At 72.3% G+C, this 26,855-nt stretch carries 21 protein-coding genes; 9 read left to right on the top strand and 12 right to left on the bottom strand.

The window, feature by feature from the left end:
• Positions 1–125: 125 nt before the first annotated feature.
• The 4 genes from ACIQPR_RS11190 to pstC are packed head-to-tail and all read right to left on the bottom strand — an operon-like array spanning position 126 to position 7,165.
• Positions 126–2,771: a hypothetical protein gene (locus ACIQPR_RS11190; RefSeq protein WP_403645374.1), complete on the bottom strand. Its 2,646-nt coding sequence runs from the start codon at positions 2,769–2,771 to the stop codon at positions 126–128.
• Complete coding sequence (locus tag ACIQPR_RS11185) at positions 2,768–4,489, bottom strand: phosphate ABC transporter substrate-binding protein PstS (RefSeq protein ID WP_403645371.1); 1,722 nt, start codon at positions 4,487–4,489, stop codon at positions 2,768–2,770. The genes ACIQPR_RS11190 and ACIQPR_RS11185 overlap by 4 nt, the downstream gene beginning before the upstream one ends.
• Positions 4,489–6,180 carry a phosphate ABC transporter permease PstA gene (gene pstA / locus ACIQPR_RS11180; protein ID WP_403645369.1) on the bottom strand — a complete coding sequence of 564 codons (1,692 nt, stop codon included), beginning with the start codon at positions 6,178–6,180 and terminating at the stop codon, positions 4,489–4,491. The genes ACIQPR_RS11185 and pstA overlap by 1 nt, the downstream gene beginning before the upstream one ends.
• Before the next feature lies 1 nt (position 6,181).
• Complete coding sequence (gene pstC / locus ACIQPR_RS11175) at positions 6,182–7,165, bottom strand: phosphate ABC transporter permease subunit PstC (protein WP_403645366.1); 984 nt, start codon at positions 7,163–7,165, stop codon at positions 6,182–6,184.
• 356 nt (positions 7,166–7,521) lie between these two features.
• Between pstC and ACIQPR_RS11170 the strand changes: the two genes are divergently transcribed.
• Positions 7,522–9,087: a PH domain-containing protein gene (locus ACIQPR_RS11170; RefSeq protein ID WP_403645363.1), complete on the top strand. Its 1,566-nt coding sequence runs from the start codon at positions 7,522–7,524 to the stop codon at positions 9,085–9,087.
• Between the two features lie 27 nt (positions 9,088–9,114).
• Here ACIQPR_RS11170 and ACIQPR_RS11165 read toward each other — a convergent pair whose 3' ends face one another.
• Complete coding sequence (locus tag ACIQPR_RS11165) at positions 9,115–9,459, bottom strand: antibiotic biosynthesis monooxygenase family protein (RefSeq protein ID WP_403645360.1); 345 nt, start codon at positions 9,457–9,459, stop codon at positions 9,115–9,117.
• 277 nt (positions 9,460–9,736) lie between these two features.
• Between ACIQPR_RS11165 and ACIQPR_RS11160 the strand changes: the two genes are divergently transcribed.
• From ACIQPR_RS11160 to ACIQPR_RS11135, 6 genes are all read left to right on the top strand, one after another.
• Positions 9,737–10,921 (top strand): beta-ketoacyl-ACP synthase III, encoded by a 1,185-nt coding sequence (locus tag ACIQPR_RS11160; protein WP_403645357.1) that lies wholly within the window; start codon positions 9,737–9,739, stop codon positions 10,919–10,921.
• Between the two features lie 162 nt (positions 10,922–11,083).
• Positions 11,084–11,317, top strand: coding sequence for a phosphopantetheine-binding protein (locus ACIQPR_RS11155; protein WP_403645354.1), 234 nt, complete (start codon positions 11,084–11,086; stop codon positions 11,315–11,317).
• Positions 11,317–12,552 (top strand): beta-ketoacyl-[acyl-carrier-protein] synthase family protein, encoded by a 1,236-nt coding sequence (locus tag ACIQPR_RS11150; RefSeq protein ID WP_403645351.1) that lies wholly within the window; start codon positions 11,317–11,319, stop codon positions 12,550–12,552. The genes ACIQPR_RS11155 and ACIQPR_RS11150 overlap by 1 nt, the downstream gene beginning before the upstream one ends.
• Before the next feature lie 65 nt (positions 12,553–12,617).
• The gene (locus ACIQPR_RS11145) at positions 12,618–13,613 is read left to right on the top strand and encodes a 3-oxoacyl-ACP synthase III family protein (RefSeq protein ID WP_403645349.1); all 996 of its coding nucleotides are present in this window, start codon (positions 12,618–12,620) and stop codon (positions 13,611–13,613) included.
• An 85-nt stretch (positions 13,614–13,698) separates the two neighbouring features.
• Positions 13,699–14,466 (top strand): ferredoxin, encoded by a 768-nt coding sequence (locus tag ACIQPR_RS11140; RefSeq protein ID WP_403645346.1) that lies wholly within the window; start codon positions 13,699–13,701, stop codon positions 14,464–14,466.
• Positions 14,463–15,698 carry a cytochrome P450 gene (locus ACIQPR_RS11135; RefSeq protein ID WP_403645344.1) on the top strand — a complete coding sequence of 412 codons (1,236 nt, stop codon included), beginning with the start codon at positions 14,463–14,465 and terminating at the stop codon, positions 15,696–15,698. The genes ACIQPR_RS11140 and ACIQPR_RS11135 overlap by 4 nt, the downstream gene beginning before the upstream one ends.
• Here ACIQPR_RS11135 and ACIQPR_RS11130 read toward each other — a convergent pair.
• From ACIQPR_RS11130 to ACIQPR_RS11105, 6 genes are all read right to left on the bottom strand, one after another.
• Positions 15,664–16,455 (bottom strand): crotonase/enoyl-CoA hydratase family protein, encoded by a 792-nt coding sequence (locus tag ACIQPR_RS11130; protein ID WP_403645341.1) that lies wholly within the window; start codon positions 16,453–16,455, stop codon positions 15,664–15,666. The two genes, ACIQPR_RS11135 and ACIQPR_RS11130, sit on opposite strands and share 35 nt — an antisense overlap.
• Positions 16,456–16,548: 93 nt before the next feature.
• Entirely contained in the window at positions 16,549–17,757 is a 1,209-nt protein-coding gene (locus ACIQPR_RS11125; RefSeq protein ID WP_403645339.1) for a cytochrome P450, read from the bottom strand.
• 126 nt (positions 17,758–17,883) lie between these two features.
• Positions 17,884–19,524: a GMC oxidoreductase gene (locus tag ACIQPR_RS11120; protein ID WP_403645337.1), complete on the bottom strand. Its 1,641-nt coding sequence runs from the start codon at positions 19,522–19,524 to the stop codon at positions 17,884–17,886.
• 222 nt (positions 19,525–19,746) lie between these two features.
• Complete coding sequence (locus tag ACIQPR_RS11115; RefSeq protein ID WP_403645334.1) at positions 19,747–21,084, bottom strand: lipase family protein; 1,338 nt, start codon at positions 21,082–21,084, stop codon at positions 19,747–19,749.
• A gap of 309 nt (positions 21,085–21,393) precedes the next feature.
• Positions 21,394–22,668, bottom strand: coding sequence for a PE-PGRS family protein (locus ACIQPR_RS11110; protein ID WP_403645331.1), 1,275 nt, complete (start codon positions 22,666–22,668; stop codon positions 21,394–21,396).
• Positions 22,669–22,672: 4 nt separating this feature from the next.
• Positions 22,673–24,868 carry an McrB family protein gene (locus tag ACIQPR_RS11105; protein ID WP_403645328.1) on the bottom strand — a complete coding sequence of 732 codons (2,196 nt, stop codon included), beginning with the start codon at positions 24,866–24,868 and terminating at the stop codon, positions 22,673–22,675.
• Between the two features lie 130 nt (positions 24,869–24,998).
• Between ACIQPR_RS11105 and ACIQPR_RS11100 the strand changes: the two genes are divergently transcribed.
• Together ACIQPR_RS11100 and ACIQPR_RS11095 are read left to right on the top strand one after the other, a co-directional pair.
• Positions 24,999–25,259 (top strand): CopG family transcriptional regulator, encoded by a 261-nt coding sequence (locus tag ACIQPR_RS11100; protein ID WP_403646445.1) that lies wholly within the window; start codon positions 24,999–25,001, stop codon positions 25,257–25,259.
• Positions 25,256–25,699, top strand: coding sequence for a PIN domain-containing protein (locus tag ACIQPR_RS11095; RefSeq protein WP_403645325.1), 444 nt, complete (start codon positions 25,256–25,258; stop codon positions 25,697–25,699). The genes ACIQPR_RS11100 and ACIQPR_RS11095 overlap by 4 nt, the downstream gene beginning before the upstream one ends.
• A gap of 56 nt (positions 25,700–25,755) precedes the next feature.
• Here ACIQPR_RS11095 and ACIQPR_RS11090 read toward each other — a convergent pair whose 3' ends face one another.
• The gene (locus tag ACIQPR_RS11090) at positions 25,756–26,853 is read right to left on the bottom strand and encodes a lactonase family protein (RefSeq protein WP_403645322.1); all 1,098 of its coding nucleotides are present in this window, start codon (positions 26,851–26,853) and stop codon (positions 25,756–25,758) included.
• Between the last annotated feature and the right edge of the window lie 2 nt (positions 26,854–26,855).

Raw genomic sequence — 26,855 nt, 5'->3', positions numbered from 1 at the left:
GCGGTTCTCCAGGGAGAGATGGGTGAGGCGGATCTGGCAGGGTTGGTACAAGCCGCCCGCCCCGACTGCCTTTCGGGGCGGACGGCCGTTCATGGGGGGCGCCCCTTTAGGGGCGCGGGGCTGCATTAATTTGCGGCTCCGCCGCGTGGGCGCGACCAGCCACGACGCGCCCGCAGTCGACGAAGCACCTCCGTGGCGGAGCCGATCGACACCCGCCCGCCACCGGCGAACGGCGCGCCAACACCCGCTACAGCTCCGAGCGCCGCCCCCACCGGGACGGCATACCGCAGCGGACTCGCCGGGTCGGCAGGCGTGGTGCCCGCCGCTGTCGTCTCCACGGCCTTGCCGCCGTCGTACGACGGCGAGTCACTCGGTACGACACCGGCCGCGGACGGCGTGGTGTCGCCGGCCGGCCCGCCGGAGACGAGGCCGCTGGACCCCTCCCCCGTGCCGATCGTCTCGCTGCCGCTGCTGGAGCCGGCCGTCCCCGTGTCGCCCGAGCCGCCGCCGCTCGCGGTGCTCGGGCCGGTGTAGTGGAGCAGCGCGGTCGCCGTGTGCGCCGCGGCGGTACGGAACTTCGTGGGCAGCGGGGCGTAACCGGCCGGGAGCAGGCCCGGGTCGGCGCCGCTGACCTGGCCGCTGCCGGCGGTGTAGCGCAGCAGGGCCGCGTAGTCCTTGCGGGCGGCGGCGTCCAGGGAACCGGGGCGGACGGCCGCGTAGACCAGCTCGGCGAGCGGGTAGGCGGTCCTGGCCGTGGTGGACGCGGGGGTGATCTCGGCGACCGGGCTGCCGGTCGCGGTGCTCGCGGCGGCGGTCAGCGAAGCGGCCGTGGGAGCCACGAACCTGCCCGCGCTGTTGCGCAGTCTGGCCGTCTGGAGCCCGTACCGGGCGGCCGAGGCCGCGTCCGTCACGGTGATCACGAACCGGGAGCCGACGACCTGCGGACCCGGGCTCTTGAACACGGGCGGGTTGGCCAGCGCGTCCCAGGTCGACTTCCACAGGGTGTCGGCGCGGCGGGTGTGCAGGGCGCCGGAGTGCATGTCGTCGACGTACGGGTGGAAGTCACCCATGCACTGCTTGTCGGTGGCGCCGGTGCCCGGCGGGATCGTGCACCACGGGTCGCTCTTCGGGAAGTCGTCGGAGTGCGCGGGGTCGAAGGCGATACCGGTCGGGTTCACGTCCGCGTTGGTGGAGTAGTACGGGTTGACGCGCATCCCGTAGTCGTCGGAGACACCGCCGAGGAACTGGCGGGCGTCCTTGTCCGACATGATCCACTGCCACAGGGCGCGGGCCGTGTCGCTGTGGCCGAGCGCGGTGATCAGATCGGTGTCGGTGGAGGGCGTCTCGGCGACCGAGAGATACGCGAACTGCGGGTTCAGGGCGATGAATTCGGGGTCGCTGGCCAGACCCGCCGGGTTGTTCCTCGCCCAGCCGTAGCCCTTGGCGGCGGTACCGCTGAGCACCGCGCCCCAGGGGGAGTTGCGGTACGACTCGGTGAGCAGCTTGGCGACCAGACGCGGGGTGAGATCGATGGACTCGACCTTCGTGCCGTCGAGTTTCTGGACCGACTCCGGGGCACCGGACTTGGCTCTGCGTTCGATGGTGAAGCCGATGACGGCTCCGGACAGGGCGACCGGTGCGTACGACGTCGTACCGGAGGGTGCTGTCGTGCCGTCGTCGGCGCCCAACGCGCGGGTGGTGAAGGCGAGTCCGGAGGTGCCGTCGGCGGTGAGCCGGGAGCGGGTGTCGGGCTCGCCGAGTTCGGTGTAGCCGTAGACCGTGCCGGTCGGGCACAGGGCCGCCTGCCAGCTGGTCATCGCGTCGGCGACGAGTTCGCTGCCGGTGGTGGCGCGTTCCTTCGCGCCGAGCGCGCAGTTGGTGCCGACCGTGTTGAAGTGCAGCGGGATCGCGACGCGGTTCTTCCAGTTGGTGGAGGAGACCGGGGAGCCCGCGTTGACCTGGCTCTGGTCGGCGTACGGCTTCCCGTCCAGGTCGAGATGGCCCTGCGGGACGATCACCAGCCAGCAACTCCGGGGCTTGGTCACGCCGTTGGTGGTCACCGGGGTGCCGCAGCCCAGGTGCGGGGCCTCGTTGGCGGTCTGGATCTCGAAGTACTCCTTGCCGGTGCCGTCGGCGCCGGTGCGGGCGAAGTCGATCTCGTTGGTGGTGTTGCGGTTGAACAGGGCGTTGTTCTGGGTGCCGCTGGTGATGACCGTGCCGTCGACCGACTTGAAGGGGACCTCGCCGGGGGCGTTCGGGTTGGCGGCGCCGTACCGGTTGTCCTGGCCGTAGTTGGTGGGGTCCGCGCTGTAGAAGACCTTGCGGGTGTCGTCGTAGTCGTTGCCGGGCCAGCTGCCGCGGTCGGTGGTCGGGGAGGCGCCGTACTGGCACTGGGTGCGGGAGGGGCCCGGGTTGGCGGGCACGGTGCCGTCGTCGTCGCCCCAGCACTGCATGATCTGCACGTAGTCGGTGTCGAACAGCGTGCCCGCGAACGTGGTCGCCGTGCCGCCGGTCCAACTCACCGTCACCGCCTGGCTGGTGAGGTGGGTGGTCTGGTCGACGGTGAACTTCATGTCCTTGAACTCGCCCCGCCCGGCGACCGTCACGGCGGAACCGGTCGCCGTCGCGGCCGTGGCGGGCGGCGCGGTCTGCCCCACGGCGAGCCCGACGAGGGCGCCGATGGCGGCGCCGGCGAGGAGCCGGACCAGGAACCTTCGCCGCCGCCGCGGCGGATGCGCTGTCGGCGGGTGCGGGTCGGGGATGGCGGTCATCGCGAACTCACCTCGTCCTGGCGGTCGTCGGTGCGGGAGGAGATCAGGCGGGAGGCGATCGACGGGAGGAGCAGCAGGCCGAGGATCAGGATGGCGGCGAGCAGCATCAGGGTCTGGGTGGTGGTCCAGCCGTGTGCGGCGGAGACGGCCACCGGCTGGGCGAGGGCGATCGTGCCGTCCGCCGCGGTCGCCGCGCTCCCGGTGCCCGTGCCCGAGCCGGTTCCGCCGGAGGCGGTTCCGGTGCCCGTGCCGCCGGAGGTCAGGGCCTGGCCGGTGTCCGGGTCGACGGACGGTTGCGCGGAGCCGCCGCCGGTCGTGTCACCGGTGGTCGTGCCTCCGGCCGAGGTGCCGCCCGTGCTGCCGCCGGAGGTGCCGGTGCCGCCCGAACCACCGCTGCTGGACGTCGACTTGGCGCCGCCGCTGCCCGTCGTGCAGGCCGTCGCGCCCTGCTTGTCGCAGGCCGACGGGTACGGCGCGGTCTCCGCCAGCTTGTTGCGGCCGTCCGTGGTGAACGTCGGGTTGTTGCAGTTCCTGATGTTGATGTTCTGCGTCTGCACGCCCGGGATACGGCGGATCTGGTCGAAGCCCGCCTGCACCAGGTTGATCGGGAGGGGCGAGTAGCCGAGGGAGGGCGCCTGTTGCTGGCCCTGGCACATGAAGTAGTAGGAGAAGGCGCCCAGCGTCTTGCCCTTGGTCTTCGTGAACGTGCCCTGCACCTTCAGCGGCAGGATCATGTACGAGTAGCTGGAGAGCGGGTAGTTGCGCCGGTCGGTGTCGTTGTAGACGCCGTTGAGCTGCTGGGTGAGGTAGTCGGCGGACGACTTGTCCGTGTTGATCTTCGCCTTGAGGAGCGAGACCGCGACGTTCTGCGGGGTCGGTTCGGTGTAGTAGCCCGCGTGGTTGAGGACCTTCGCCACCGGATAGTGCGCGTTGAGGGCGTAGGAGTAGTTGACGTAACCGATCGCGCCCTCGCCGTAGTTCTGGGCGATGTAGCCCGCCACGCCGAGGTCGCCGGACTGGGCGATCATCCCGGAGACGGTGGGGTAGTAGGAGGTCTGGCCGCAGGCGCCCGAGCGGCCGACCCTCGCGCAGTACGCGTTCCACAGGGACTTGTGCTGGGCCGCCATCCACATCGTGAACTGGGCGGTGGAGCCGGAGCCGTCCGAGCGGACGACCGGCACGATGGTGCGGTGCGGGAGCTGGAGTCCCGGGTTGTCGGCCTTGATGACCGGGTCGTCCCAGGTCTTGACGGCTCCCGTGAAGATCTTGGTGACCACGGCGCCGGAGAGGCGGAGGTTGGTGACCCGCTTGCCGTTGACGGTCAGGTGGTACATGAAGACCGTGCCGCCGGCCACGATCGGCATGTAGGCGTACGAGCCCGAGCCGGGGCGTTCCGCCGCGCTGCCGTCCGTGGGATGGGTCTGGAACGGGATGTCCGACACCGCGAAGTCCACCGTGCCGCTGAGGAATTGGCGGCGGCCGTCGGAGGAGCCGGTGCCGGCGTAGCTGATCCGCATGCCGTACTGGTTGACGGCACGGCGCCACTCGTCGACGGCGTTCTCCGCCCAGGTGGAGCCGGCGCCGGCGATCGGCGTGTAGCTGTCGGCTGCGGCCGGCCCGGCGAGGGGGCCTGCCAGGAGGGCGACGAGGGCGGTGAACACGGCGCCGAGGGTTCCCAGCGCCCGTATCGAGCGGGGGAGGGTGAGATGGCTGGGCATCAGTCGGTCTCTCCGGGGGCGGGGGTGGGGGTGGGTGCGGGCGCGGCTTCTTCGGCCTCGGCTACGCCGTCGGCAGCGATGTCGTTCCCACCCGCACCACCCGTGACAGTCGCGTTGTCGGGTGCGGGTGGCCCCTGTGGGGCGGGTTCGCCGTCGGCGGCTGCGGGTCGCCTCTGCGGGGCTGCATCGCCGTCGGCGGCTGCGGGTGGCTCGTCGTTTCCGGGTGCGCCCTCCGTGTCGGCTTCGCCGCCACTGCGGGCGCTGGTTGTGGCGGGTGCGCCGTGGGCGGGTGCGGGTTGCCTCTGTGGGGCTGCATCGTCGTGGGCGGGTGCCGGTCGACCCTGCGGGGCTGCATCGCCGTCGGCGGCTGCGGGTGGCCCCTGTCGGGCGGGTTCGCCGTCCTCGGGTGCCGGTCGTCCCTCTGAGGCCGCGTCGCCGTTGGCGGGTGCGGTGCGTTCAGGTGTGGGGGGTGGCGTCGTTGTCGGTGGCTCGTGCGGGGCGAACAACGACAGGCCCGGGGAGTGGAGTTCGGTGAAGCGGAGGGTGTCTCGGTGGGAGGCTCTCGCGGTGCGGCGGGCCTGGGAGCGGGACTGCTGGCCGGGGCCCCGGCCACCGATCACCCGGGCGATCACGAACAGGATGAGGACCAGGGCCATCAGGACCGCCGCCGCTCCGAAGCCGCGGGCGATCATCGCGGGTTCGGGGGAGCGGACGAAGCTGAAGACCGCGAGCGGGAGGGAGATCATCGGGCCGTGCAGGGGGTTGTAGTTGGTCGCGGCGGTGAAGCCCGCGGTGAGCAGGACCGGGGAGGTCTCGCCGATGCCTCGGGCCGTGCCGAGGATGACCGCCGTGGCCAGGCCGGAGCGCGCGGTCGGCAGGACCACGTGCCAGACCGTTCGCCAGCGGGGCGCGCCCAGCGCCTCGGCCGCCTCGGTGAGCGTGCCGGGGACCAGCCGCAGGACCACGTCCGCCGCCCGGATCACGATCGGCAGCATCATGACGCTGATCGCGAAGCCCGCCGCCAACCCGGACTTCTCCATGCCCAGTTGGAGGACCCACACCGCGTAGACCATGAGGCCGGCCACGATGGACGGCAGCGCGGTCATCGCCTCGACGATCGTGCGGACGAATCGGGAGAACCGGCCGGGGATCTGGTTGAGGTACACCGCGCAGGCCAGGCCCAGCGGGACGGTGATCAGCAGCGCGATGGTGATCATCAGCAGGGTGCCGACCATCGCGTGGGCGATACCGCCGACGCCCAGCGGGTCGAGCGGGCCCGCCGCCTGCATGTCCTGGTGGAAGAAGTTGAGGTAGGTGAGCGCCTCGCGGCCCCGCCAGAGGGTGAAGCCGACGACCAGGGCGAGGGCGCAGAACAGGAGGGCCGCGGCCGTCCACAGCACCACCGTCATCACCCGGTCGCGTACCGCCTGGCCGTTCTCCTCCAGGCCGGTGAGTACGGCGTAGACGCAGAGGAAGACGGCGTACCAGGTGACCGCGAAGCCCAACGCCCCGGAGAAGGGGGCCAGTTCGCCGAACAGGAGCACGCTCACGCACAGGCCGGACACCGCGGCGCCGGACAGGGCCAGTACCCCGGAGCGGGTGAGGCCGCCGATCCGCCGCGGCACGTCCGGGAGTTGGGGGGCCGACGACTCCGACTGGGGGGTAATCGCCGCTTGTTCCACGACTGTCATCTCATGCCTCGCTCTGCGCGCCGGACCGGGAGCGGGCCGCGATCGTGGAGGCGGTGAAGTTGACCGCCAGGGTGAGCAGGAACAGCGCCAGGCCCGCCGCCATCAGGGCCGACATGCCGAAGGTGGACGCGTCGCCGTAGTGCAGGGCGATGAGGGAGGAGACCGAGTTGGAGCCCGTCTGGAGGATGTGCGGCTGGATCACGAAGACCGGCGAGATGATCATGTAGACGGCGATCGTCTCGCCCATCGCCCGGCCCAGCCCGAGCATCGTGCCGCCGATGATGCCGCCCTTGCCGTAGGGCAGGACGACCGCGCGGATCATGCCCCAGCGGGTGGCGCCGAGCGCGTAGGCGCCCTCGCGTTCGCCGGCCGGTGCCTGGGCGAAGACCTCGCGCATCACCGAGCACTGGATGGGCGCGACCATCAGCGCGACCACGATCCCGGCGACGAACGCGGACGCGGTGTAGACGCTCGCGGAGGCCAGCGGGTCGCCAGGGTGGGTGCCGTCGACCTTGAAGAGGGGGAACCAGCCGAACCAGTCGGACAGCCACCGCGACAGGCCGATCACGTGCGCCTGGAGGAAGAACAGGCCCCAGAGGCCGTAGACCACGGAGGGCACCGCCGCCATCAGGTCGACCAGGCTGACCAGGGTGCGGCGCAGGCCCCGTGGGGCCACGTCGGAGATGAACAGCGCGGTGCCGACGGCGAGCGGCACGCTGATCGTGACCGCCACGGCCGCGATCAGCAGGGTGCCGGTGAGGACCGCCGCGATGCCGAACTTGTGGACGTCCGGCTGCCATTGGGCCGTCGTCAGGAACGAGGGCCCGGTCGCGCGCAGCGCCTGCGTGGCCCGCAGGAGGAGGAACAGTCCTACGGCGGCCATGATGCCGAGGACGACGACCCCGGTGGCCGTCAACTGGTAGCGGAAGACGCGGTCGCCGAGCCCGCGGGCTGCCTGGGGCCGCCTGGGTGGCTGGTCGAGCACGGGTCTGTGGGGCTCCGTTCGGTCGGAGCCCTTCTGCGCGGACAGCACGTGTCCCTCCACCTGCGGAAACGAAACGAAACGAACGGAATGGATCGGTACGGAACGAGGCGCTTCGCGACTCCGTGGATGCCGCGCGGAGTGAGTCAATGGCCGGATTCTTGCCACGCAGCGCTTCGTATGTGGAGGATCAGTGAACGGGTCATGTCATTTCGGTGGGGCTGCTGTGGAGGAGGCGCCAACGAGGGCACTCCTGGAGGTTTTCGGGCACCTTGTCTCCTCCGGGCAACCTCGCGGGCCGGAACGCTGCCGGAGATCCCACAAGCGCTTGCCGCGCCGGTCGGGGCAGAGTCGGAGCCATGACCGACATCCAGGAAGTGCACTGCCGTGCCCGCCCGCGCCGCGCCCTGTGGGCGTCCGTGGCGTTCTCGGCGGTGGGCGCCGGGGCGTCGGCGGGGTGGGCGGCGTGGGCGGGGCGGGGGGCGTTCCACGGGCCCGGTGTGTTGTGGGTGCTCGGCGGTGGGGCCCTCGCGGTTCTCGGTCTCGGGGCGCTCTACCTGGTCACCGCCCGGGTCGGTGCCGACGCGCGCGGTCTGCGTTCACAGACCCTGCTGCGCCGCTGGAGCGCGCCCTGGTCCGAGGTCGTCGCACTGCGGATCCGGCTGAAGCGGAGCAGCGGTTCGCGGGGCGGGCAGGTCCGGCGCGTCGCTGTGCTGCTGCGGGACGGGCGCCGTCGCACGCTGCCCCTGCCGGTCGCGAACGGACCGTACGAACTCGACGTCTTCGAGGAGAAGTTGGCCGGTCTCCGGGCGCTGCATCGGCGCTACGGGGTCGGGGTCGAGGACTCGGCGGCCGGCTCCGTCCCCGTCGTGTCGGACCGCAGCGCCGGGCGCGGGTGGGCCCGGGCGGCGGTTCTGTGGTGTGCGGGGCTGCTGGTGGTGGCGGGGGTGGCCGCCGCGTTCGTGTCGGGCGCGGCGGCCGACCGGCGGGCCTGGCGCGCGGCCGTCCCGTGCGCCGCCGCCACCCCGGTCGCCCAGCGCGGCGAGTGCCTGACCCACACCTCGGCCGTGATCGCGCGGACCGACCCCAACCGGCCCAAGAAGTCCAGCTGGTTGTACTTCACCGACGACCGGCCGCTGCGGCGTCTTGAGGTCACGGTGGAGGCCGCCCAGGGGTTCCGCGCGGGTGACCGGGTCCAACTGACGTACTGGCGCGGCGAGGTGTGGACCGTCAGCGGGGCGCGGTACGTCTGGCACCGGCCCGCTCCGGACCCCGGCCTCCTGGCCCTCGTGTCGGCCGGGACCGCCCTCGCCGCCGGCTACCCCGCCGCGCTGACCGCGCTACGGCTGCGCGGGCGCCGGCTGCCCGACGACGAAGTCCTGCCCTCCCCCTTGCCGTTCGCGTTCGCCCTCGCCGCCACGGCCCTGTGGCTGCTGCCGCTGTGCTACCTGCACCCGACGACCCTGTTCGGCTCCGCCACCACGATCGCCTGGGCGGCGGCGGGCACGCTCGCCACCCTCGCGCTGCTGGCCCGGGCCTGGCACGCGACCGGGGTCCGGCCGGCCGACGAGGCCGAACGGGCCGTAGGGCGAGGCGGGTTGGCGGGGGAGGTGTTCGTCGTCGCGCGCTTCCTGGAGCACACCGACTACAACCCGTACGGCTTCGGCACGCACATCGCCCTCGGTGACGGGCCGCCCGCGGTGACCCCGGGCCCGGGGCGGTTCGCGGCCCGCCGGATCCCGGTGGAACGGCTCACCGTCAAGCGCGTACGGCGGGTCCGGGGCGGCGACGGCGAGACCGTGCCCGGCGACTGGCACATCGCCGAACTCGACGACGGGGGCCGCCCGGTGCGCCTCGCGGCGGCACCGGCCGACCTGACCCGCGTGCTGCGGGAGCTGACGGCGGTGCGGGAGGCGGCCTCGTAGCGCGCCGGTGCCGTACCGCCGGACGGCTCAGTCCTGCTTGGGGCCCGCCTGCTGGACCACCTCGAAGGTCCACAGCGTCGCGTCCGACGCGGCGGGCCTCGGGCGTTCGCCCTGGGCCGCGCCCTCCTGGGACTGGGACGCGCCTCGGTGCGCGGCCTGGCCCATGCCGGACATCCAGTTCTGGAAGTCCTCCTCGGCGCGCCAGCGGGTGTAGACGAGGTAGGTGTCGGTGCCCTCGACGGGGCGCAGCAGCTCGAACCACTCGAAGCCGTCCGAGCCGTCCACCGTGCCGGCCCGGTTGGCGAACCGCTTCTCCAGCGTCTCGCGCTGCTCTTCGGGGACGGTGAGTACGTTGATCTTGACGATGCTCATGGGGCCATTGTCCCAGCGCCCTCCCTCGGCCCGGTGAACTGGCCGGTCCTCCGGGGCGGTTGTGTGCCGAACGGCGTCACCGGCCGTCCTCTTTCGGGTGATCCGTGGACGGCATAACGGGCGTAACGTTTCCTCACTTCGGCCGCTGAGCTGCGTTTTTGCTGGTGGGAAAGGGAATTTGGCGCACGCTTTCGATTCGTGTCGCGCTCCCGGCCCGTTCTTGATCCGATCTACAGTCGTGCTCGCTCGTCCAAGATCACTTACGAACGAGGCGTGTGTGACCCACCGACTGCCCAGCGCGGCCCCCCTCTTGACGCCGTCGCGGACGGCCGTGCTTGAGGGCATCGCCGGTTTCGTCCCCCCGGAGGCGGTGGCGAACGACGCCCTGCCCGCCGCGTGGGGTGTCGACGACGCCTGGGTGCGCAGACGCACCGGCATCGGCGAACGGCGCCGCGCGGCACCCGGGGTGAGCACCGGCGACCTCGCCCTGGAGGCGGCCCACCGGGCCCTCTCGGCCGCCGGCCGGCCACCGGTCGACGCCGTGATCGTCGCCACCTCCACCCCCGACCGGCCGATGCCCGCCATGGCACCCCGGCTCGCCACCCGCCTCGGCCTCGGCGGACCGGCCGCCTGGGACGTCTCCGCCGCGTGCAGCGGATTCGTCTACGGCCTCGCCGCCGCCGTGGGCGCCCTGGCCTCGGGCTGCGCGGACCGGGTGCTGCTGGTCGCGGCCGAGGTGTACTCGACGCTCCTCGATCCGCAGGACCGTTCCACCGGCATCCTGTTCGGCGACGGCGCCGGGGCGGCCCTCCTGCGGCGCGGCGCACCGGACGAGCCCGGCGCGGTGCTCGCCCTCGACCTCGGCAGCGACGGCTCGGGCGAGGACCTCGTCCAAGTGCCCGGCGGCGGCGCGCTGGAACGCTCCCGCCCCGGCGAATTCGGCCCCGGGGACCGCTACTTCCGCATGCGGGGACACGACGTCTTCCAGCACGCGGTGACCCGTATGACACAGTCCGCCCACACCGTGCTCAAGCGCGCGGACTGGGCGGCCGAGGACATCGACCGGTTCTGCGCCCACCAGGCCAACGCCCGGATCCTGTCCGCCGTGGGCGCCCGCGTCCCCGTGCCCGACGACCGGCATGTCACCAACATCGCCCGGGTCGGCAACACCGGTGCCGCCTCCATCCCGCTGGCCCTGGCCGACGCCGCCGCGCGGGGCGAACTCCACGCCGGGGAACGGGTATTGCTCACGGCCTTCGGGGCCGGGCTCACCTGGGGCTCGGCGGTCGTGGTGTGGCCGGAGCTGCCGGCGGTTCCCGGGATCGAGGCCGCCGACAGTGCCGACGGTTCCGGTGGTGCCGGTGGTGCCGGTGGTGCCGGTGGTGCCGGTGGTTTCGACGGTACCGACAGCACCGGCGGTGCCGATGGCCGCGAACCCGCCGTGCGGGAACCGGTCGCCTGAGACCTCGCCCGTTCGCGGGCGGAACCGCCCTCGCCCGCATCTCCCGTCCGCCGGTGCTTGCCGTCCGCGTACCGCGAAACAGGTCAAGCGCCCCGACAGTGCGGCGCTGCCCCGCGCGGCGCCCCGATTGTGCCGCTCCGCCCACCACTCGAAAGGAACGCCATGTCCCCCGTGCAGAGTGCCGTGACCGCCGTACTCACCCAGAAGTTCGAGGTCAGCCCCGAGTTCATCCGCCCGGAGGCCACCCTGGAGAGCCTCGACCTCGACTCGCTCGCGCTCGCCGAACTCGCCCTCGCGCTCCAGGAGGAGCTGGGGGTGCCGGTCGCGGAGGAGGAGGCCGCCCGCCACAGCACCGTGGGTGAGCTCGTCGCCACGCTCAACGCCAAGCGCGCGTGATGAAAGCCCCCTGCGCACCCGTCTCCGTCACCGGCCTGGGGCTCATCACCCCGGCCGGGGTCGGCCGCGCGGCGACCTGGGAAGGGGTCCTCAGCGGCCGGTCCACCGCCGCCACCGACCCCGAACTCAAGGGCTGCGCCGTCGACTTGTCCTGCCGTATCCCGCTCATGACCCCCGAACAGGCCCGGATCGGCGGCGGCAAGGCCTGGCGCATGGGCCGCTTCAGCCAGCTCGCCGTGCTCGCCGCCCGGGAGGCCGTCGCCGACGCCGGACTCGACCCCGCCGGGTGGGACGGCGCACGGGTGGCGGTGGTGATCGGCTCGGGCCTGGCCGGGGCCGCCCATCTGGAGGACCAGACCCTCCGCCACCACCAGGGCGGCCCGGAGCTGGTCTCGCCCGCGCTCGTGCCCATGCTGATCTCCAACATGGCCGCGGGAGAAGTGCTGTTGGACCTCGGCGCGCACGGCCCCTCGATGGCCACCGAGACCGCCTGCGCCTCCGGTGCCAGCGCCCTGGCCACCGCCCGCGCGCTGCTGCTCGCCGGGCTGTGCGACATCGCGGTGGCGGGCGGCGCGGAGGCGGCCGTCACCCCGGTGATCACCTCCGGCTTCCAGCGGATGGGCGCCCTGTCGTCCCGGACCGGCCAACCCGGCGCCGCCTCACGGCCGTTCGCGGCGGACCGGGACGGGTTCGTGATCGCCGAGGGCGCCGCCGTCCTCGTCCTGGAGCGGGAGGCCGACGCCCGCGCCCGTGGCCGTCGGCGCTACGCCCGCCTCGCCGGTGTCGGCCAGACCTCCGACGCGTTCCACCCGACAGCCCCGGCACCAGGGGGAGTTCACGCCGAGGCCGCGCTGCGGGCCGCGCTCGCGGAGGCCGGGCTCGGCCCCGGGGACGTCGACCACGTCAACGCGCACGGCACCTCGACCCCGCTCAACGACCTCACCGAGGCCGAGTTGATCGAGCGCGTGCTGCCGCACCGGCCGAGTGTCACCGCCGCCAAGGGAGTTCTCGGCCACGGCCTCGGCGCGGCCGGTGCCATCGAGGCCGCGCTCACCGCCCTGACCGTGCAGCGCTCCACCGTGCCGCCGATCGCCAACCTCACCCCGGACAACCTCCCCTACGACCTGGACTGCGTGACCGGCCTCCCCCGCCGCCAGCGCGTCCGCGCCGCCGTCAGCCACTCCTTCGGGTTCGGCGGACACAACGTGGTGCTGCTCTTCACCGCCGAGGACTGACGACCGAGCACCGAAGGCAGGACGCCGAGGGTCGCGCACCGAGGGACCGACCGCAGGAAGGACCAATGACCGTTCACAGCAGGATCGTCCACGCCACCGTCCACATCCCCGAGGGGCGGCAGAGCGTGGCCGCGGTGGAGGACCGCTTCCGGGCGGGCAGCCCCGCCGTGCCGCTGGCGCGCGGGGTGCTCCAGCGGATGTACGGGCTGGCCGAGCGCACCGTGGCCGACGACCTGGAGCAGCCCTCCGACCTCGCCGCGCACGCGGCCCGGCGCCTCTTCGAGGACACCGGCACCGACCTGGCCGGCATCGACCTGCTCCTCTACGCCGGCATCCTCGCCGACCTGGAGGAGCCGGCCACCGCCCATGTCGTCGCCGACAAACTGGGCCTGGGCTGCCCGGTGTTCGACCTGAAGAACGCCTGCAACGGCGTCCTCAACGCGCTGGAGGTCGCCGACGCGTTCGTCCGGGGCGGCCGGTACCGGCGGGTGCTGGTGACCACCGCCGAGGTCAGCACCCGGGAGAGCCGCTGGCAACTGGACGACCCGGCCGACCTGGCGACCGCGCTGCCCAGCCTCAGCACCGGCGACATGGGCTCGGCGCTGCTGGTCGAGGCGGACGAGCGGCCCGGCATCCTCGGCTCCCGGTTCTTCGCCAACTCCTGGGGCTGGCGGGCCGCCACCCTGCCCAATCCGTACGCCCAGCACCGCACACTCGGCCATCTCCGCATCGACTCCGCCGAGCTGCTGGGGTCGTTCGACGGACTGCCGGGCAAAGTGCGGGGCGCGCTGCGGGAGTTGGACCTCACGGGCGAGGACCTGGACCTCGTCTGTGTGCACCAGCCCTCGGTGCCGTTCACCAAGGTCGTCTGCGAGTGGGTGGGCGTCGACCCGGGCCGCGTCCTGGCGACCTTCCCCACCCACGGCAACGTGGCGACCAACACCATCCCCCTGCAACTGGCCGCCGCCCTCGACGCCGGACGGCTGCGACGCGGCGACCTGGTCGGCATGTTCGGCTTCGCGAGCGGGGCCAGCGCGGGCGTGGTCGTCGCCCGCTGGTGAACCCCGTCGATCCCCGTCGCCCCTCCCGGGGGTCGCCCCCCGTCGACCCCCGGTCCGCACGCCACCGTACGAAGGTGAAGGCACCATGACCTCGACCCGCACCCCCCGCATCCCTCCCCTCCCGCCCGCCGAATGGCCCCCGGTCCTGCGGACGTTGCTCTCCGAGTCGCGGCAGGACGGGCCCGGCCGGGAGAACCTGTTCGGCACCCTCGCCCACCACCCCGCGCTGGCCCACGCCTGGCTCTCCCTGGCCCGGGTCCTCACCCACGAGGGCACCCTCGGCCACCGCAGACGCGAGTTGACCGTCCTGCGCGTCGCCCACCGCCTCGACGCGCCCTACGTCCATCAGCGGCACCGCGCCTCGGCCGCCGAAGTGGGCCTGACGGCGGCCGAGATCGACGCTACGGCGGCCGACCTCGACGCCCACCCCTGGGCCGGCGAGGACCGCACCCTGCTGGAGGCGGCCGACCTGCTGGCCGCCAACATCCCTGTCTCGGAAGGGCTTTGGGCCCGGCTGTCCCGCGACCTGCGGCCCGAACAGCTCCTGGAACTGCTGGTGCTGGCCGGGCAGACCGCCACCATGTGCACCACCCTGAACGTCCTGCGCACCCCCGCCGACACCACCGCCCGGCCCTCCGTCACCGTCCGCCTGGACCGGGAACGCTGTTGCAGCGCGGGGCAGTGCGTGGGCGCGGCGCCCGAGGTGTTCGAGCAGGACGAGGAGGACGGCCGGGTCACGCTGCTCGTACCGGAGCCGGGCCCGCGCCACGCGGCCGAACTGCGGTTGGCCGCCGACCTGTGCCCCAGCGGGGCCATCTCGCTCGTCGACCCCCGGGAGGCGGTCCGCCCGTGACGACCACCACCGCCTCTGTCAACCTCCCGGCCCCCTACGGAAGTTGTCCCCTCTCCCCGCCGCCCGCCTACACCGAAGCCGCCCGCGAGGCCGCCGTCACCCGGGCCGTGCTGCCGGACGGCACCGCGTGCTGGCTGGTCACCGGCTACGACGAGGTCCGGGCCGTGCTGGCGGACGCCCGGTTCAGCGCCGACGCGCGCACCCCGGGCTTCCCCTTCCTCTCCGCCGGTCAGCGCGAACTCGCCACCGCCAAGCCGAGTTTCATCCGCATGGACGACCCCGAGCACGCCCAGCTGCGCCGGATGGTCAGCAAGGACTTCCTGGTCAGACGGATCGAGGAACTGCGCCCGGCCATCCAGGACATCGTCGACCGGGCCGTGGACCGCATGACCGAGGGCCGTACCTCGGCCGACCTGGTCGCGGACCTCGCGCTGCCGATCCCCTCGCTGGTCATCTGCCTCATGCTCGGCGTGCCGTACGAGGACCACGAGCTGTTCCAGTCGCTCAGCCGGACCCTGCTCGACAACCGGACCGCCCGGCCCGAGGCCGAGCGGGCGCACGCCGAACTCATGGGCTACCTGGCCGAGTTGGGTCGGCGCAAGCGCAGCCGTCCCGGCGACGACATCCTCAGCCGGCTCGCCGCGCGCGCGGACCTGACCGCGCAGGAGACCGCGTCGCTCGGCTTCCTCCTCCTGGTCACCGGGCACGAGTCGACCGCGAACATGACGGCCGTCAGTGTGCTCGCGCTGCTGCGACGCCCCGACCAGCTGGCCCTGTTGCGGGCCGACCCCGGTCTGGTCCCCGGCGCCGTGGAGGAACTGCTGCGCCACCTCACGATCATCCACCTCGGCCTGGGCCGCGCGGCGACCGGGACCGTACGGGTGGGCGGGGTGACGATCCCGGCCGGGGACGGCGTGATCTGCATGCTGTCCACGGCCAACCGGGACCGTGAACTCTGCGGTGGCAGCGCCGACTTGGACGTGACACGGGACGCGCGCCGCCATGTCGCCTTCGGCTACGGCGTCCACCAGTGCCTGGGCCAGACCCTGGCCCGCGTGGAACTCCAGACCGTCCTGACCACCCTGCTCCGCCGCCTGCCCGGCCTGCGGCTCGCCGTCCCCGCCGACCGGCTCGCCTACAACCGGGACGCCATCGTGTACGGGCTGCGGGCGCTCCCGGTGACCTGGTCGGGCGAGGTCACGCACGCCAGCGGGGTGGCCGCTTCTCGGTGAAGGCGCGACTGCCCTCGACGGCGGCGGAGGTGGCGAACACCGGTGCGCTGAGCGGGTCCTGCACGGCGAAGGCGGCGCCGTCGGCGAGGCCCTGGGTGTCCCGCACGATCCGCTTGGTGACGCGCACGGCCTCGGGCGAGTGGGCCTGGACGCGGGCCGCGAGAGCCAGCGCGGCGTCGAGTGCCTTGCCCTCGGAGGTCAGTTGGTTGACCAGACCGTGCCGCGCGGCGGTGGCGGCCGGCAGGGGTGCGGCCGTCAGCAGCAGTTCCATGGCCAGCTGACGCGGCAGCCGGCCGGGCAGCCGGACGGCTCCGCCCTCGGCGGCGACCAGACCGCGGGCCACCTCGGGCAGCCCGAAGAAGGCGGTGTCCGCGGCGGTCACGAGATCGCAGGCGAGGACGAGTTCGAAGCCTCCGGCGACGGCGGCACCCTCGACGGCGGCGATCAGGGGCTTGCTGATCCGGGCCCGGGTCAGCCCCGCCAGCCCCCGGTCGGCGACCACCGGGACGCCCTCGACGGGGAAGGCCTTGAGGTCCATGCCGGAACAGAAGTGGCCGCCGCTGCCGGTGAGGACGCCGACGGTGAGGGCCGGGTCCGCCTCCAGCTCGGTCAGGGCGGCGTCGACGGCCGCGGCCATGTGCCGGTCGATGGCATTGCGGACGTGCGGCCGGTTGAGGGTGATGATCAGCGTGCCGTCCTGGCGGGCGGTCACCACCACGGGGCCGGGGGCGGGCGCGAGGGCGGGTGCGGGTTCCATGGCGGGGTCCCCTCTCTTGGGGGTTCTTGGGGATTGACGGGTGCTTCACGGGTCACGGGTGCTTCTCGCGTGCTCGCGCGGTGCGCGGGGCGGTCAGCGGCGGACGACGGGCAGTGCGGCCAGTCCGCGCATCACGCGCGTGGGACGCCAGGACAACTCGGCGGCGGGCTTGGCCAGTTGGACCGGGCCCAGCCGGTCGAGCAGCAGGGGGAAGGCGACGGCGCCTTCGAGCCGGGCCAGGGCGGCGCCGATGCAGAAGTGGGGTCCGTGGCCGAACGCGAGATGGCTGTTGGGGCTCCGGCCCAGGTCCAGCCGGTCCGCGTCCGGGAAGCACGTCTCGTCCCGGTTGGCGGAACCGATCAGGAGACTCACGATGTCCCCCGGGCCGATCGACTGCCCGTGCAGCCGCACCGGTTCGGCGGCGCACCGGAACGTGGCGTCCCGCACCGGGGAGTCGTAGCGCAGCAGCTCTTCCACGGCGGTGGCGACGAACTCCGGTCCCGCTTCGGGGCTTTGGAACCGTGCTGCCTCGCCGGGGTGGCGCAGCAGGGCGAGCATGCCGTTGCCGATGAGGTTCATGGTGGTGTCGTGGCCCACCAGGAGGAGCAGATAGGCGGTGGAGCGCAGTTCCTCCTCGCTCATCGCGGAGGTCTCGTCACCGGCCCGGACGAGCGCGCCCAGCAGATCAGCGCCGCTCTGCTCGCCGCCCGCGCGTTTTCCGGCGATCAGGGTGTCCAGCAGGGCGTGGAGGTCGCGCTCGCCGTGGTCGGGGCCGGTGCCGGGAGCGGGGGCGATGGTGGCCATGAGGGTGTCGCGGGTCGCCGCCGTGTCGAGTGCGTCGGGGACGCCGAGGATCGCGCAGATCATGCGGAACGTCAGGGGCGCCGCGAAGTCCGCGATCACGTCCACGTGCGGGTTCCGTTCGACCCGGTCCAGCAGCCGGTTCGCGACGCGGGTGACGACGGGCTCCAGTTCCGCGATGCGGCGGGGCACGAACGCCGCGTTGACCAGGGTCCGCAGCCTGGTGTGATCCGGCGGATCGGCGTGCACCAGATGCCGGTTGAGCCCGGCCGGTCCCGGTACGTAGCCGGGTACCCGGCCGGGCTCCTTGCTCAGCCGCGGGTCCGTCAGCAGGGCCCGGACGTCCGCGTGCCGGGAGATCTGCCACACCGCGGGCCGGCCGGGGCGGCGCTCCACCCGGGCGGGCGCGTGCCGGCGGAGCCAGGCGAAGTACGGGTACGGATCGCTCTCGCGGATCGCGAGGACGTCGGCGGGCGGACGGGCGACTGCGTCGTCGGACATGGGCACTCCGGCTGGGAACGATCGGTGAGCGCCGCCCCGGCGACGGAGCGAACGCCTCCCTAACGATCAGCCGGGGCAACCGATACGTGCCGATGACGACCGTCACCGAGCCGTCGGCCCGGTCGTTCAGAACACCAGCCCCAGGTCCTGCCGCACGATCGTCCGCATGCTGTGTTCGGCGAGCGCGGCGATGGTCATGGACGGGTTGCAGGCGCCGGTCGAGCCGGGGATGCGGGCGCCGTCCAGGACGTAGAGGCCCCGGTGGCCGAGGACGCGGCCGGTGAGGTCGACGGCGTCGCCCATCGGGACACCGCCCAACGAGTGCCAGGTGGACGGGGCTTGGGCATTGGTGTCGATCATGATGCCGCCGCCCGCCGCGGCGATGTCCTGCATCTTGGCCGCGATCAGCGCCTGGAGCGCGGCGTCGGTGTCGGTCGGCCAGGTCAGGACGGCGTCGTCGGTGTCGGCGTCGTAGGCCCAGGTGCCCGCGCCGTCGACGATGCCGAAGCCGACGACGGTGAGGGCTGTGACACCCGGCTGCTGGATGGGTGATCCGGCGTGGACGACGGTGAGCGGGATGCCGCTGTTCGGGTCGCGTCCGCCGACGCAGGCGGGGCCGCCCTGCTGCGTGCCCGCGTCGCCGGACGGGTTGATCCAGGCCCAGATCCGGTCGCCGTTGTTGCCCCACTTGGTGCCGACGGCGTCCGGCAGGTCCGGGATCAGGCCCTTGGCGCGGGACTTGACCAGGAGGCGGGTGGTGCCGGGTGAACCGGCGTTGAGGAACACGGCGTCGGCGGTGATCCGGATCTTCTCCTGGACCGTGCCGGCGGTGTCGATGCGGTCGACGGACAGCACCCATTTCTTGTTCGCGTCCATCGCGAGATCGCGGACGACGTGCAAGGGCGCCACCCGCACCAGCCCGGTGGACTCCGCCTGTGCGAGATAGGTGACGTCGATGGAGTGCTTGCCGCCGTTGTCTACACCGAACGCGATGTCGCTCGTGGTGTACGTCGCGTCGTACACGCCCGCCAACTCGCCCCGGACATACGCCCAGTCGATGGGCAGCGGCACCTTGAACGGGGTGAGGCCGGCCCGCGGCGCTACGTCCTGGAAGAGGCGGGAGGACTTGTAGGGGTCGGAGGCGAGGACGTCGTAGGGGACGGTGGAGATGCCCAGCATCCGCGAGACCGTGGGGTAGGCCCAGAGGTCGAGGTCGTCGTAGAGGGCGGCGGCCTGCGGGACGGAGGTGGCGAAGTCCGCCTTCGTCGGTTGCAGGGTCATGCCGTGGTACATGATCGAGCCGCCGCCGACCGCCGCTCCGCACATGGCGGTCATGCCGTTTCCCACGACGGCTTCGAGCACGCCCGTGTACGGCGTCCAGGTCTTGTCGACGCCGCCGACGATCGCGTGGTCGGTGAGCCAGGCGGAGCGGTTGTCCATGTTCGCGAAGCGGCAGAACGTGGTGGAGTCCGGGCCGGTCTGCCAGCGCCGTCCACGCTCCAGGACCAGGGTGGAGACCCCGGCCTGGGCCAGCCGCAACGCGCTGACGCCACCGCCGAAACCGGTGCCGACGACCACGGCCCGTTCGCGAAGTTCGGTGACGGCGGCGGGAGTTGAGGCGGCGGCGGCTCGGGTCTGGGCGGCGCCGGTGAGCGCGACGGCACCCAGCGCGGTCGCGCCGAGCAGGCTGCGGCGGCTGAGAGTGGGGGTGGCGGTGGGGGTGGGCGCGGGTGCGGGGGTGGTGTTCGGGGAGGTGTGCTCGCGCATGGGGGGACTCCGGCAAGCCGTAGGGGAGTGCGGGCCGCGGGGAGCGTAGCGCGGGTGAGCATGTCACTGTCAATGAATGAAAACGTAATTCTCTTACAGGGAAGTGGAGTTACCGGCGACGGGGGGAGGGGGTGACGGGAGCGCGGTGCCCCGCACCTGCCCGCCACCCCCTCCCCCTCCGCCGGTGCGGAGGACTCTGTTCTTCCTTCCTCCGGCCCGGTCTCAGAGCTGGACGGGCATGCTCCAGCAGTTGGAGACGGTCGGGGTGCCGGAGAGGCGGTCGGTGAGCCAGGAGATGGCGTCGCCCTGGTCGGTGAGCAGCGGGCCGAAGTGGTTGAGGAGCGCGCTGCCGACGCTGGGCAGCAGGACGGCCTTGTAGGTGACGTCGGCACCCTTCGCGCACCAGTCGAGGGCGAGTTGGCGGGCCTGGGCGTGCGGGACGAGGTTGTCGCTGACGCCGGTCGCCAGCCGGACCGGCCCGGACGGCTTCAGGGTGCCGAGGCGCTGTTCGTCGAGGAAGCTCTGGAAGGCGGGAGTCGACGCGATGATGTCGCTGATGGACTCGCCGTCGGTGGTCCAGCTGGTGCTCTTCTTGTAGGCGTAGCCGAGCAGCGCGTCGCCGACGCACATGGTCGACAGGTCGTCGAGCGCGGCCTTCCCGGCGTCGTTGAGGTGGGCTTCGGCCAGGGGCTTGAGCGCCGGGTCCGACTGGAGGAAGCCGTTGAGCGACCAGCCGAGCGCACCGGCGAGTTCGCTGCCGTCGATGGCCTTGGTGACCGAGGTCAGGTCGGCGGGCGGGGCTCCGGCGTAGGTTCCGGAGAGGGTGACGTCGGGGGCGTAGGAGGACTGGAGTTCGGCGGCGGCGGCGGTCGCGCCGCCGCCCTGGCTGTAGCCGTAGAGCCCGACCGGTGAGGCGGCGGTGACCGAGGTCCCGGTGAGCGAGCGGGCGGCGCGGACGGCGTCCAGCACCGCGTGCGCCTCGTCGACCCGGTTGACGTAGGTGTGCAGGCGGTCCGTGGCGCCGAGTCCGACGTAGTCGGTGACGACCACGGCGACGCCCTCGGCGAGCAGGCGGTAGATCGCCAGGTCCTCGTAACCGACCGAGACGGTCTGGTCGGTGAAGACGAGGGGGTGCTCAAGGCCCATCGAGGCGGCGCACTGGTCGCCCTGTCCCACGGTGCCGGGGGCGACCGCGACGAGGGGGCGCGGGCCGCTGCCGGACCAGGCCGCGGTCGGTTCGATGTAGGCGCCGGTGACGGCGACGGGCCCGCCGTTGGAGTCGGTGGACTTGTACATCAGCCGGGTCGCGGTGCCCGGGAGCGGGCCGTCGACGCCGGGCAGGCTCAGGGCGAGGGGGAGGGGCTCACTGCGGACGAGGGCGCCGTTCGCGGCGGGCAGGGTGGCGGGCGGGTTGTAGAACGCGGGGATCGTGACGCCCCGGGACACGACCTCGTCCGAGCCGGTGGCGGCGGTCGCGGTCGTGGCGACCAGGGCCTGGGCCCCGAGGCAGGCGACGACGGTCAACGCGGCGCCGAGCAGGCGCCGTTGGCGTGCGGGCATGGCGAACCTCCTGTGGAGCGGCCGTCAGGAAGCAGCGGCGCGATGGCGCGCGCACGCGTCCCACGCACGCACACCGGCACCGCCCGGAAGTGGTTCGCCTGGAACTTACCTGCGGGTAAGTTACTCGTGATACCCGTCGGTAGGTTACGTTTCGGTAATGTGACTGGCTGTCAAGTCGCGGCGATCGGTTCGGGGCGATGCGGACGCGCCCGCTCACCGAGCCCGGTCGGCGGTGGGGCGTACACCGCAGGACCGTCCGCGTGCAGGATTGCCAACTTGTCCCGTACGGCCGCCTGTTGCGAAAGTCGACTACGCCGGGGAGGCGGAAGCGGCGAATCCGGCGATCGCCTTGCGCAGCGGTGCCACGGAGGTTTCAGGGCTCGTACGGGTGTCGAGGCCCAGGACCTTGATGAGGCCCATGCCGCCGCGCGGCCCCTCGATCCGCAGGTCGCGCTCGGTGGGACCGTCCGGTGCGGGGTGGACGACGAGGGCGAGCGGATGCTCCGGGTCGGTGTAGCCGGCGATGTAGGTGAGGAGCTGGTGACGGTCGGTGGAAGAGACGTTCTTCGCCGCGTAGTTCTTGTATTTCGCGTCCACGGCGAGGAAGCGCGGCGCGGTCGACCCCTCACCCTGCGGCGGGAAGGCCAGCAGCACATCGGGGTTGAACGGCGGAGTCCTGTCCGCCAACCCGCCATGGGTACGGATGACTCCCTCTTCCCTTCGCGCACCCCTCCCGCCCACGGCGACGGCCGCGTCGACGGCCATGCGGCGCACGACCCGCTCCCACAGCACGTTCAGGTTGAGCAGCAGACTCTTCGCCCCGAAGCCGTACGGATCCAGCAGGTCCGAGACGCCACCGCCGCCGAGCACCATGCGTGCCCAGGCGTGGGCCGCCCGGTAGTGCGTGTTCAGCCGTGTGTACTGCCCTCGCGCCAGCAGCGGCACCGCGTCCAGCGGCCGGAGCGGTGCGGGGAACTGCGCGGCGGTGTCCAGCAGCCGCCGGATCTGCGCCGGGTCGGTGGATCGCCGTGCGGCGACGGTGAGCGCGGCGCCGCACACCAGGTTCTCCCAGCCGCCGTCCTCGTACTCGAACGTCTGGAGATGGAGCCGGTCGATCGCGCCGTAGCACCGGGTCGCCTGCGCCTCCATGTCGAGTCGGCCGCGCAGTGTCGTGTCGATACGAGGGCGGCGCACGTAGTCCCGGCGCAGGCCGCGGCGCAGCAGCAGTCGGCATTCGTGGAGCAGGGCGGCGGGCACCAGACCGGCGTAACCGTCTTGGCCGAGAGGCCAGTTGCGCAGCGTCTCGTCGGGCGTCCGCCGGTCGTTGGCGTAGCACAGCCAGTTGATCAACTGCCGCCCGGCGATGGGGAACTTGGGGCGCAGCACGAGCCGTATCCGTTCGAGTTGGAGCACCCCGGTGGTGGCCCTCGTCCTGAGCGCGTAGCCGTCGCGGACCTCGACGACGTCCACGACCTTGGTCGAACGGAGTCTGTCGAGGTCGTCACCGTAGAGCCAAGAGCGGGGAACGAGGGCGGATCTGTGCTCCTCGATGACCACTTCGTGCCGGGCGGCCGTACGGGGCACCCCGCTACTCCCCGCCCCAGCCGGCGCCGTCCACGTCGCCCGTCGGTTCCTCACCGACGGACGTGGTGTCCGCGAACTCGTCGGCGAGGATCTTGGGCAGGTCCTGCGGGTTGGTCTGGACGACTCGTCCGGTCCCGTCGTCCACCAGCTTGCCGAGGACGTTCCGCAGCAGTTCGGGCTGGCCCAGGCAGTAATCCGTCACGAGCGGCACGATCTCGTGGTGGAACGCGCGGGAGAGCTGTTCGGCGGTGACCAGCGGCCGGTCGTCGGCGAGGAGATAGGCCTGCCCGAGCAGATGGTCCGGCCCGAAGGCGGCGTCCAGTTTGGCGTTCAGCCCCTCCAGGAAGCCGGCCAGGCCGAGCCCCTCGACTTCACCGTCCAGCGCGTCGAGATCCGGTGGTACGTCGAAGAAGGCGAACCTGCGTCGGATCGCGGCGTCGATGTGCCCCACGCTGCGGTCGGCGGAGTTCATTGTGCCGATGATGCGCACGTTCCGCGGCACGCTCTGCTGTCGGCCGCTGGTGGGCAGGGTGATGGAGACGGAGCCCCGTTTGTCGAGTTCCAGCAGCGTGATCAACTCGCCCAGGATGCGGGGCAGGTCGCCTCGGTTGATCTCGTCCACGATGATCAGGAAGGTCTGGTCGGGGGCCTTCTGAGCCGCCGCGCACACCCGGCGGAACAACCCGTCGGTCAGCATCAGGTTGAGCCCTGCCCCGGCCTCCGCAGGGTTCGGCTTGAATCCCTCGACGAAGTCCTCGTATCCGTAGGACGGGTGGAAGGTCACCATGGTCAGGCGCGCGGTGTCCGTGCCGCCGTCCGGCACCTGGGACAACTCGGCGAGGGCGGCGGCCCGTTGGTCCGGCGGGGCGTCGATCAGATCGGCGCGGCCGGCCAGGGCGAGAGCCACACTCAGCGCCAGCCGCGTCTTGCCGGTACCGGGCGGACCCTGGAGCACGACCTGCCCCTTGTGGTGGAGCAGATCACGTACTTCGCGTACGACGTCGGGCAGTTCGGCGTCCGACTCCGTCGCGGCCTCGGGCTCGACGGGCTCGGTGAGGGACGCCTGCCGTCCGTTGCGGATCTCCCGCCACAGCTTGGCCGGAACCTTGGCGAGGGTCTGCTGCCAGGCGTGCCGCGGTGAGTCGAACAACTGGGCATATGACATGTCCCAGTTGACGCCCACGGTGTGCCGGTGTTTCTCCAGGCTCGCCTCGTAGACGTAGCCCTCGGCGATCGTGCCCACGGCCAGCACCTCGGACTTGCCCCGGTTGGCGACGATCAGATCGCCGGGCTCCAGATCGCGAAAGGCGAGCATCTGGCGGGCGAGCCGGAGGTTGGCGCCGGCGCTGCCAGGCCAGTACTGGTCCAGCGCTTCCTTGAGTTCTTGATCGCTCTCGAACTGGCCGAGACTGCCGATCTCGTCCCAGCCGATCCGGATCCGCCGGTTTGTGAGGCAGTCGTCCCAGAGACTGGCGCGCTCGCCCGGAGCGATCTTCCAGATCACCCGGTCCTTCGGCCGTGGATCGTGAAAGGTGTACAGGAAGTCCATCACTTCATGCGGCAGCCAGCCCTTGAACTCCGGTACCTGGCGCACGAGTTCGAGGAGCTCCCGGTTGGCCCGCCAGGTCCGTACCCCCGAGGAGTACTGGTGCGGACGGCCACCGATCAGCGCGGTGAAGTGTCGGACGTGCGAGGCGGAGAAGATCGGCAGGAACGCGCCGGGGAAGTAGATCGCCAGTGCCTTGGTGGTCAGCGCCTGGCCGTACGACAGCGACTCGAACTCGTCGATGAGTTCGTACCGGCCCTGAGCCGCGGCGGTGAAGGCGGCATCGAACTCGGCCCGCACCTTCTCCCACGCCTCGTGCACGCGGAGTCCGCGCAGCGCGGTGGGCACGATTCGCCACTCGCCCGACCGGTGCTGGTACACGATGTGTTTCGCCGCGCTGCCGCCACGGATGCTGCCGATGTTGTCGGTGCCGTATTCCAACAGGCGGCAGAACGAGTACGACGGATTCCTGTAGGCCGTCGGCCCCAGGGCGTACCGCTCCAGAGGCAGGTCGGCCCAGATATCCAGCGGGAACTGCTCCACCACCCCCCGCCGGGCTTCCTCGGCCCTGGCGGCGTCGCCGCTGGCCGCCTCACGGTCGAAGGCCGCGATGCGATCCGCGAGACCGTCCCGGAACTCCCCACTGTCAGCCATGCGCGCATTCTTCCGCACACCCCGACCGCCGGTTCCCGCATCCCCCGAACTCATCGAGGGAAGCGGTGCGGAGCCCTGTGACGCCGCCCCTCCCTATACATCATTCTGGTACATGACCTACTCTTGGTACATGTCCATGAAGCGCACCAATGTCTACGCCGACCCCGAGGACCTGGCGATCATCAAGGAAGCCGCCGCTCGGCGCGGTGTGAGCGAGGCCGAGATCATCCGCCAGGGGATCCATCTCGCGGCCATGGCGAACCGGGTCTGGGACGAGCCGTTGTTCTCGCGCACCTTCGAAGGGCCGGGCCGTACGCTGTCCGGGTCCGAGGTCCGTGACGCGGTCGTGGACGCCGTCCGCCGCGAGACGGACGCCGGAAGCGCCGCGTGATCGTCGTCATCGCGGACACGTCCGGACTGCTGGCGGCCCTCGACTCGACGCACCCGGAGCACGGAGGGGCCAACGAGGCGATCATGGCCGCCGGCCTTCTGGTCATGTCCCCGCTTCTGCTCGCGGAGCTCGACCACGTCGCCACGCGTGAGCTGGGCCGCGAGGCCGCCCTCAGCGCGGTCGACGACATCCGCCGCTGGATGCGGCGCGGCCGGGTCGTCGTCCCGGAGATCACCGAGGACCACCTGGCCGCCGCGCAGTCGGTCCGGATCCGCTACCGCGCCCTGGATCTCGACCTCGCCGACGCGGTGAACGTGGCACTGGCCGCCGACTACGACACCGACGCAATCCTCACCCTCGACCGCCGAGACTTCCGCGCGGTACGTCCGCTGGGCACCCACAAGGCGTTCCGCGTCCTGCCGGACGACCTGCCCCTTTGACGCGGGCTCCCGGCCGCACCCGTCGGTAGGTTACGTTTCGGTAATGTGACTGGCTGTCAAGAGAGGGTGAGCGCGCACACCACCGAGGCGACCTCCACCACCACCCCCGCCTCCCCCGGCGTCCCGTCCGCCCCCACCGGCAACACCGCCACCGTCCCGCTGTGTTGGTTCGCCACGAGTAGTCTGCCGGGGGCCGATGTCAGGCCCCGGGGCCAGTTCCCGCCGCTGGGGACCTCGCCGAGGGGCTCAAGGGTCGTGCCCGTGAGGCGGAACGCGGCCACCGTGTCCGCGCCCCGGTTGGTGACCCAGACGTAGTGGCCGCAGGCCGAAGTGACGATCCCGCCGGGCTGGTTGGGGAGGTCCGCCACCGCCGTCGCCGGTACCCGGGACAGTTCGTGCAGGGTGCCCGTCTCGGCGTCGTAGCGGTGGCAGGTCACCGTGGAGGACAGTTCGTCGGCGCTGACGACCAGGTCGCCGGCCGGGGTGAACGCGAGGTGGCGGGGGCCGGAGCCCGGACGGAGCCGGGACGCGCCGACCTGGTTCAACTTGCCCGTCGTCAGGTCCAGTTGGTAGGCGAACACGGTGTCCGCGCCCAGGTCCGTGGCCAGGATGTAGCGGCCCGCCGGGTCCACGACGACCTGGTGCGCGTGCGTGCCCTCCTGGCGGCCGGTCACCGGGCCCGAACCCTTGTGCTCGACCACGTCCGTGAGGTCCGCCAGCCGGCCGTCCGCGTCCAGGCGGTGGACGGCCACCGTGCCGGGCAGCGTGTCCGTGCCGTAGTTGGCGGTCAGCAGGAAGTCGCCACCCGGGTGGACCGTCAGATGGCAGGGGTTCGCGCCGCCGCTGGTCAGGGGCGCCCCCAGCGGCACCGGCGCGGCGCCCTCCCGCAGGCTGAACGCCCCCACCGCGCCGGGCGTCGACTCGTGCGTCGTGTAGACGACGGGCAGGCTCGGATGCGCGGCCAGGAAGGACGCGCCGCTCGCCGCCACCGCGTCCACCACGCTCAGAACGCCGTCCTCCGGTGTGAGCCGCAGCGCCGTCAGGCCCACGCCCTCCCCACCCGTGTCCGGCGTGTACGAACCGGTCAGGATCTCGACGTGCCCTGGGACGGCGGTACTTGTGTCTGTGCTCGTGCCTGTACGTGTGCTTGTCATTG

The sequence above is a fragment of the Streptomyces sp. NPDC091280 genome, from assembly GCF_044768565.1.
GTDB lineage: Bacteria > Actinomycetota > Actinomycetes > Streptomycetales > Streptomycetaceae > Streptomyces.
This window is presented reverse-complemented; position numbering and strand designations above follow the sequence as displayed.

What these genes read in the sequence shown, in the direction of transcription:
- ACIQPR_RS11115 (WP_403645334.1), bottom strand. Translation starts at nt 21,084, where the DNA reads ATGCCCGCACGCCAACGGCGCCTGCTCGGCGCCGCGTTGACCGTCGTC.
- ACIQPR_RS11120 (WP_403645337.1), bottom strand. Translation starts at nt 19,524, where the DNA reads ATGCGCGAGCACACCTCCCCGAACACCACCCCCGCACCCGCGCCCACC.
- ACIQPR_RS11165 (WP_403645360.1), bottom strand. Translation starts at nt 9,459, where the DNA reads ATGAGCATCGTCAAGATCAACGTACTCACCGTCCCCGAAGAGCAGCGC.
- ACIQPR_RS11100 (WP_403646445.1), top strand. Translation starts at nt 24,999, where the DNA reads ATGTCCATGAAGCGCACCAATGTCTACGCCGACCCCGAGGACCTGGCG.
- ACIQPR_RS11190 (WP_403645374.1), bottom strand. Translation starts at nt 2,771, where the DNA reads ATGACCGCCATCCCCGACCCGCACCCGCCGACAGCGCATCCGCCGCGG.
- ACIQPR_RS11130 (WP_403645341.1), bottom strand. Translation starts at nt 16,455, where the DNA reads ATGGAACCCGCACCCGCCCTCGCGCCCGCCCCCGGCCCCGTGGTGGTG.
- ACIQPR_RS11185 (WP_403645371.1), bottom strand. Translation starts at nt 4,489, where the DNA reads ATGCCCAGCCATCTCACCCTCCCCCGCTCGATACGGGCGCTGGGAACC.
- pstA (WP_403645369.1), bottom strand. Translation starts at nt 6,180, where the DNA reads ATGACAGTCGTGGAACAAGCGGCGATTACCCCCCAGTCGGAGTCGTCG.
- ACIQPR_RS11105 (WP_403645328.1), bottom strand. Translation starts at nt 24,868, where the DNA reads ATGGCTGACAGTGGGGAGTTCCGGGACGGTCTCGCGGATCGCATCGCG.
- ACIQPR_RS11170 (WP_403645363.1), top strand. Translation starts at nt 7,522, where the DNA reads ATGACCGACATCCAGGAAGTGCACTGCCGTGCCCGCCCGCGCCGCGCC.
- ACIQPR_RS11125 (WP_403645339.1), bottom strand. Translation starts at nt 17,757, where the DNA reads ATGTCCGACGACGCAGTCGCCCGTCCGCCCGCCGACGTCCTCGCGATC.
- ACIQPR_RS11140 (WP_403645346.1), top strand. Translation starts at nt 13,699, where the DNA reads ATGACCTCGACCCGCACCCCCCGCATCCCTCCCCTCCCGCCCGCCGAA.
- ACIQPR_RS11090 (WP_403645322.1), bottom strand. Translation starts at nt 26,853, where the DNA reads ATGACAAGCACACGTACAGGCACGAGCACAGACACAAGTACCGCCGTC.
- ACIQPR_RS11155 (WP_403645354.1), top strand. Translation starts at nt 11,084, where the DNA reads ATGTCCCCCGTGCAGAGTGCCGTGACCGCCGTACTCACCCAGAAGTTC.
- ACIQPR_RS11145 (WP_403645349.1), top strand. Translation starts at nt 12,618, where the DNA reads ATGACCGTTCACAGCAGGATCGTCCACGCCACCGTCCACATCCCCGAG.
- ACIQPR_RS11150 (WP_403645351.1), top strand. Translation starts at nt 11,317, where the DNA reads ATGAAAGCCCCCTGCGCACCCGTCTCCGTCACCGGCCTGGGGCTCATC.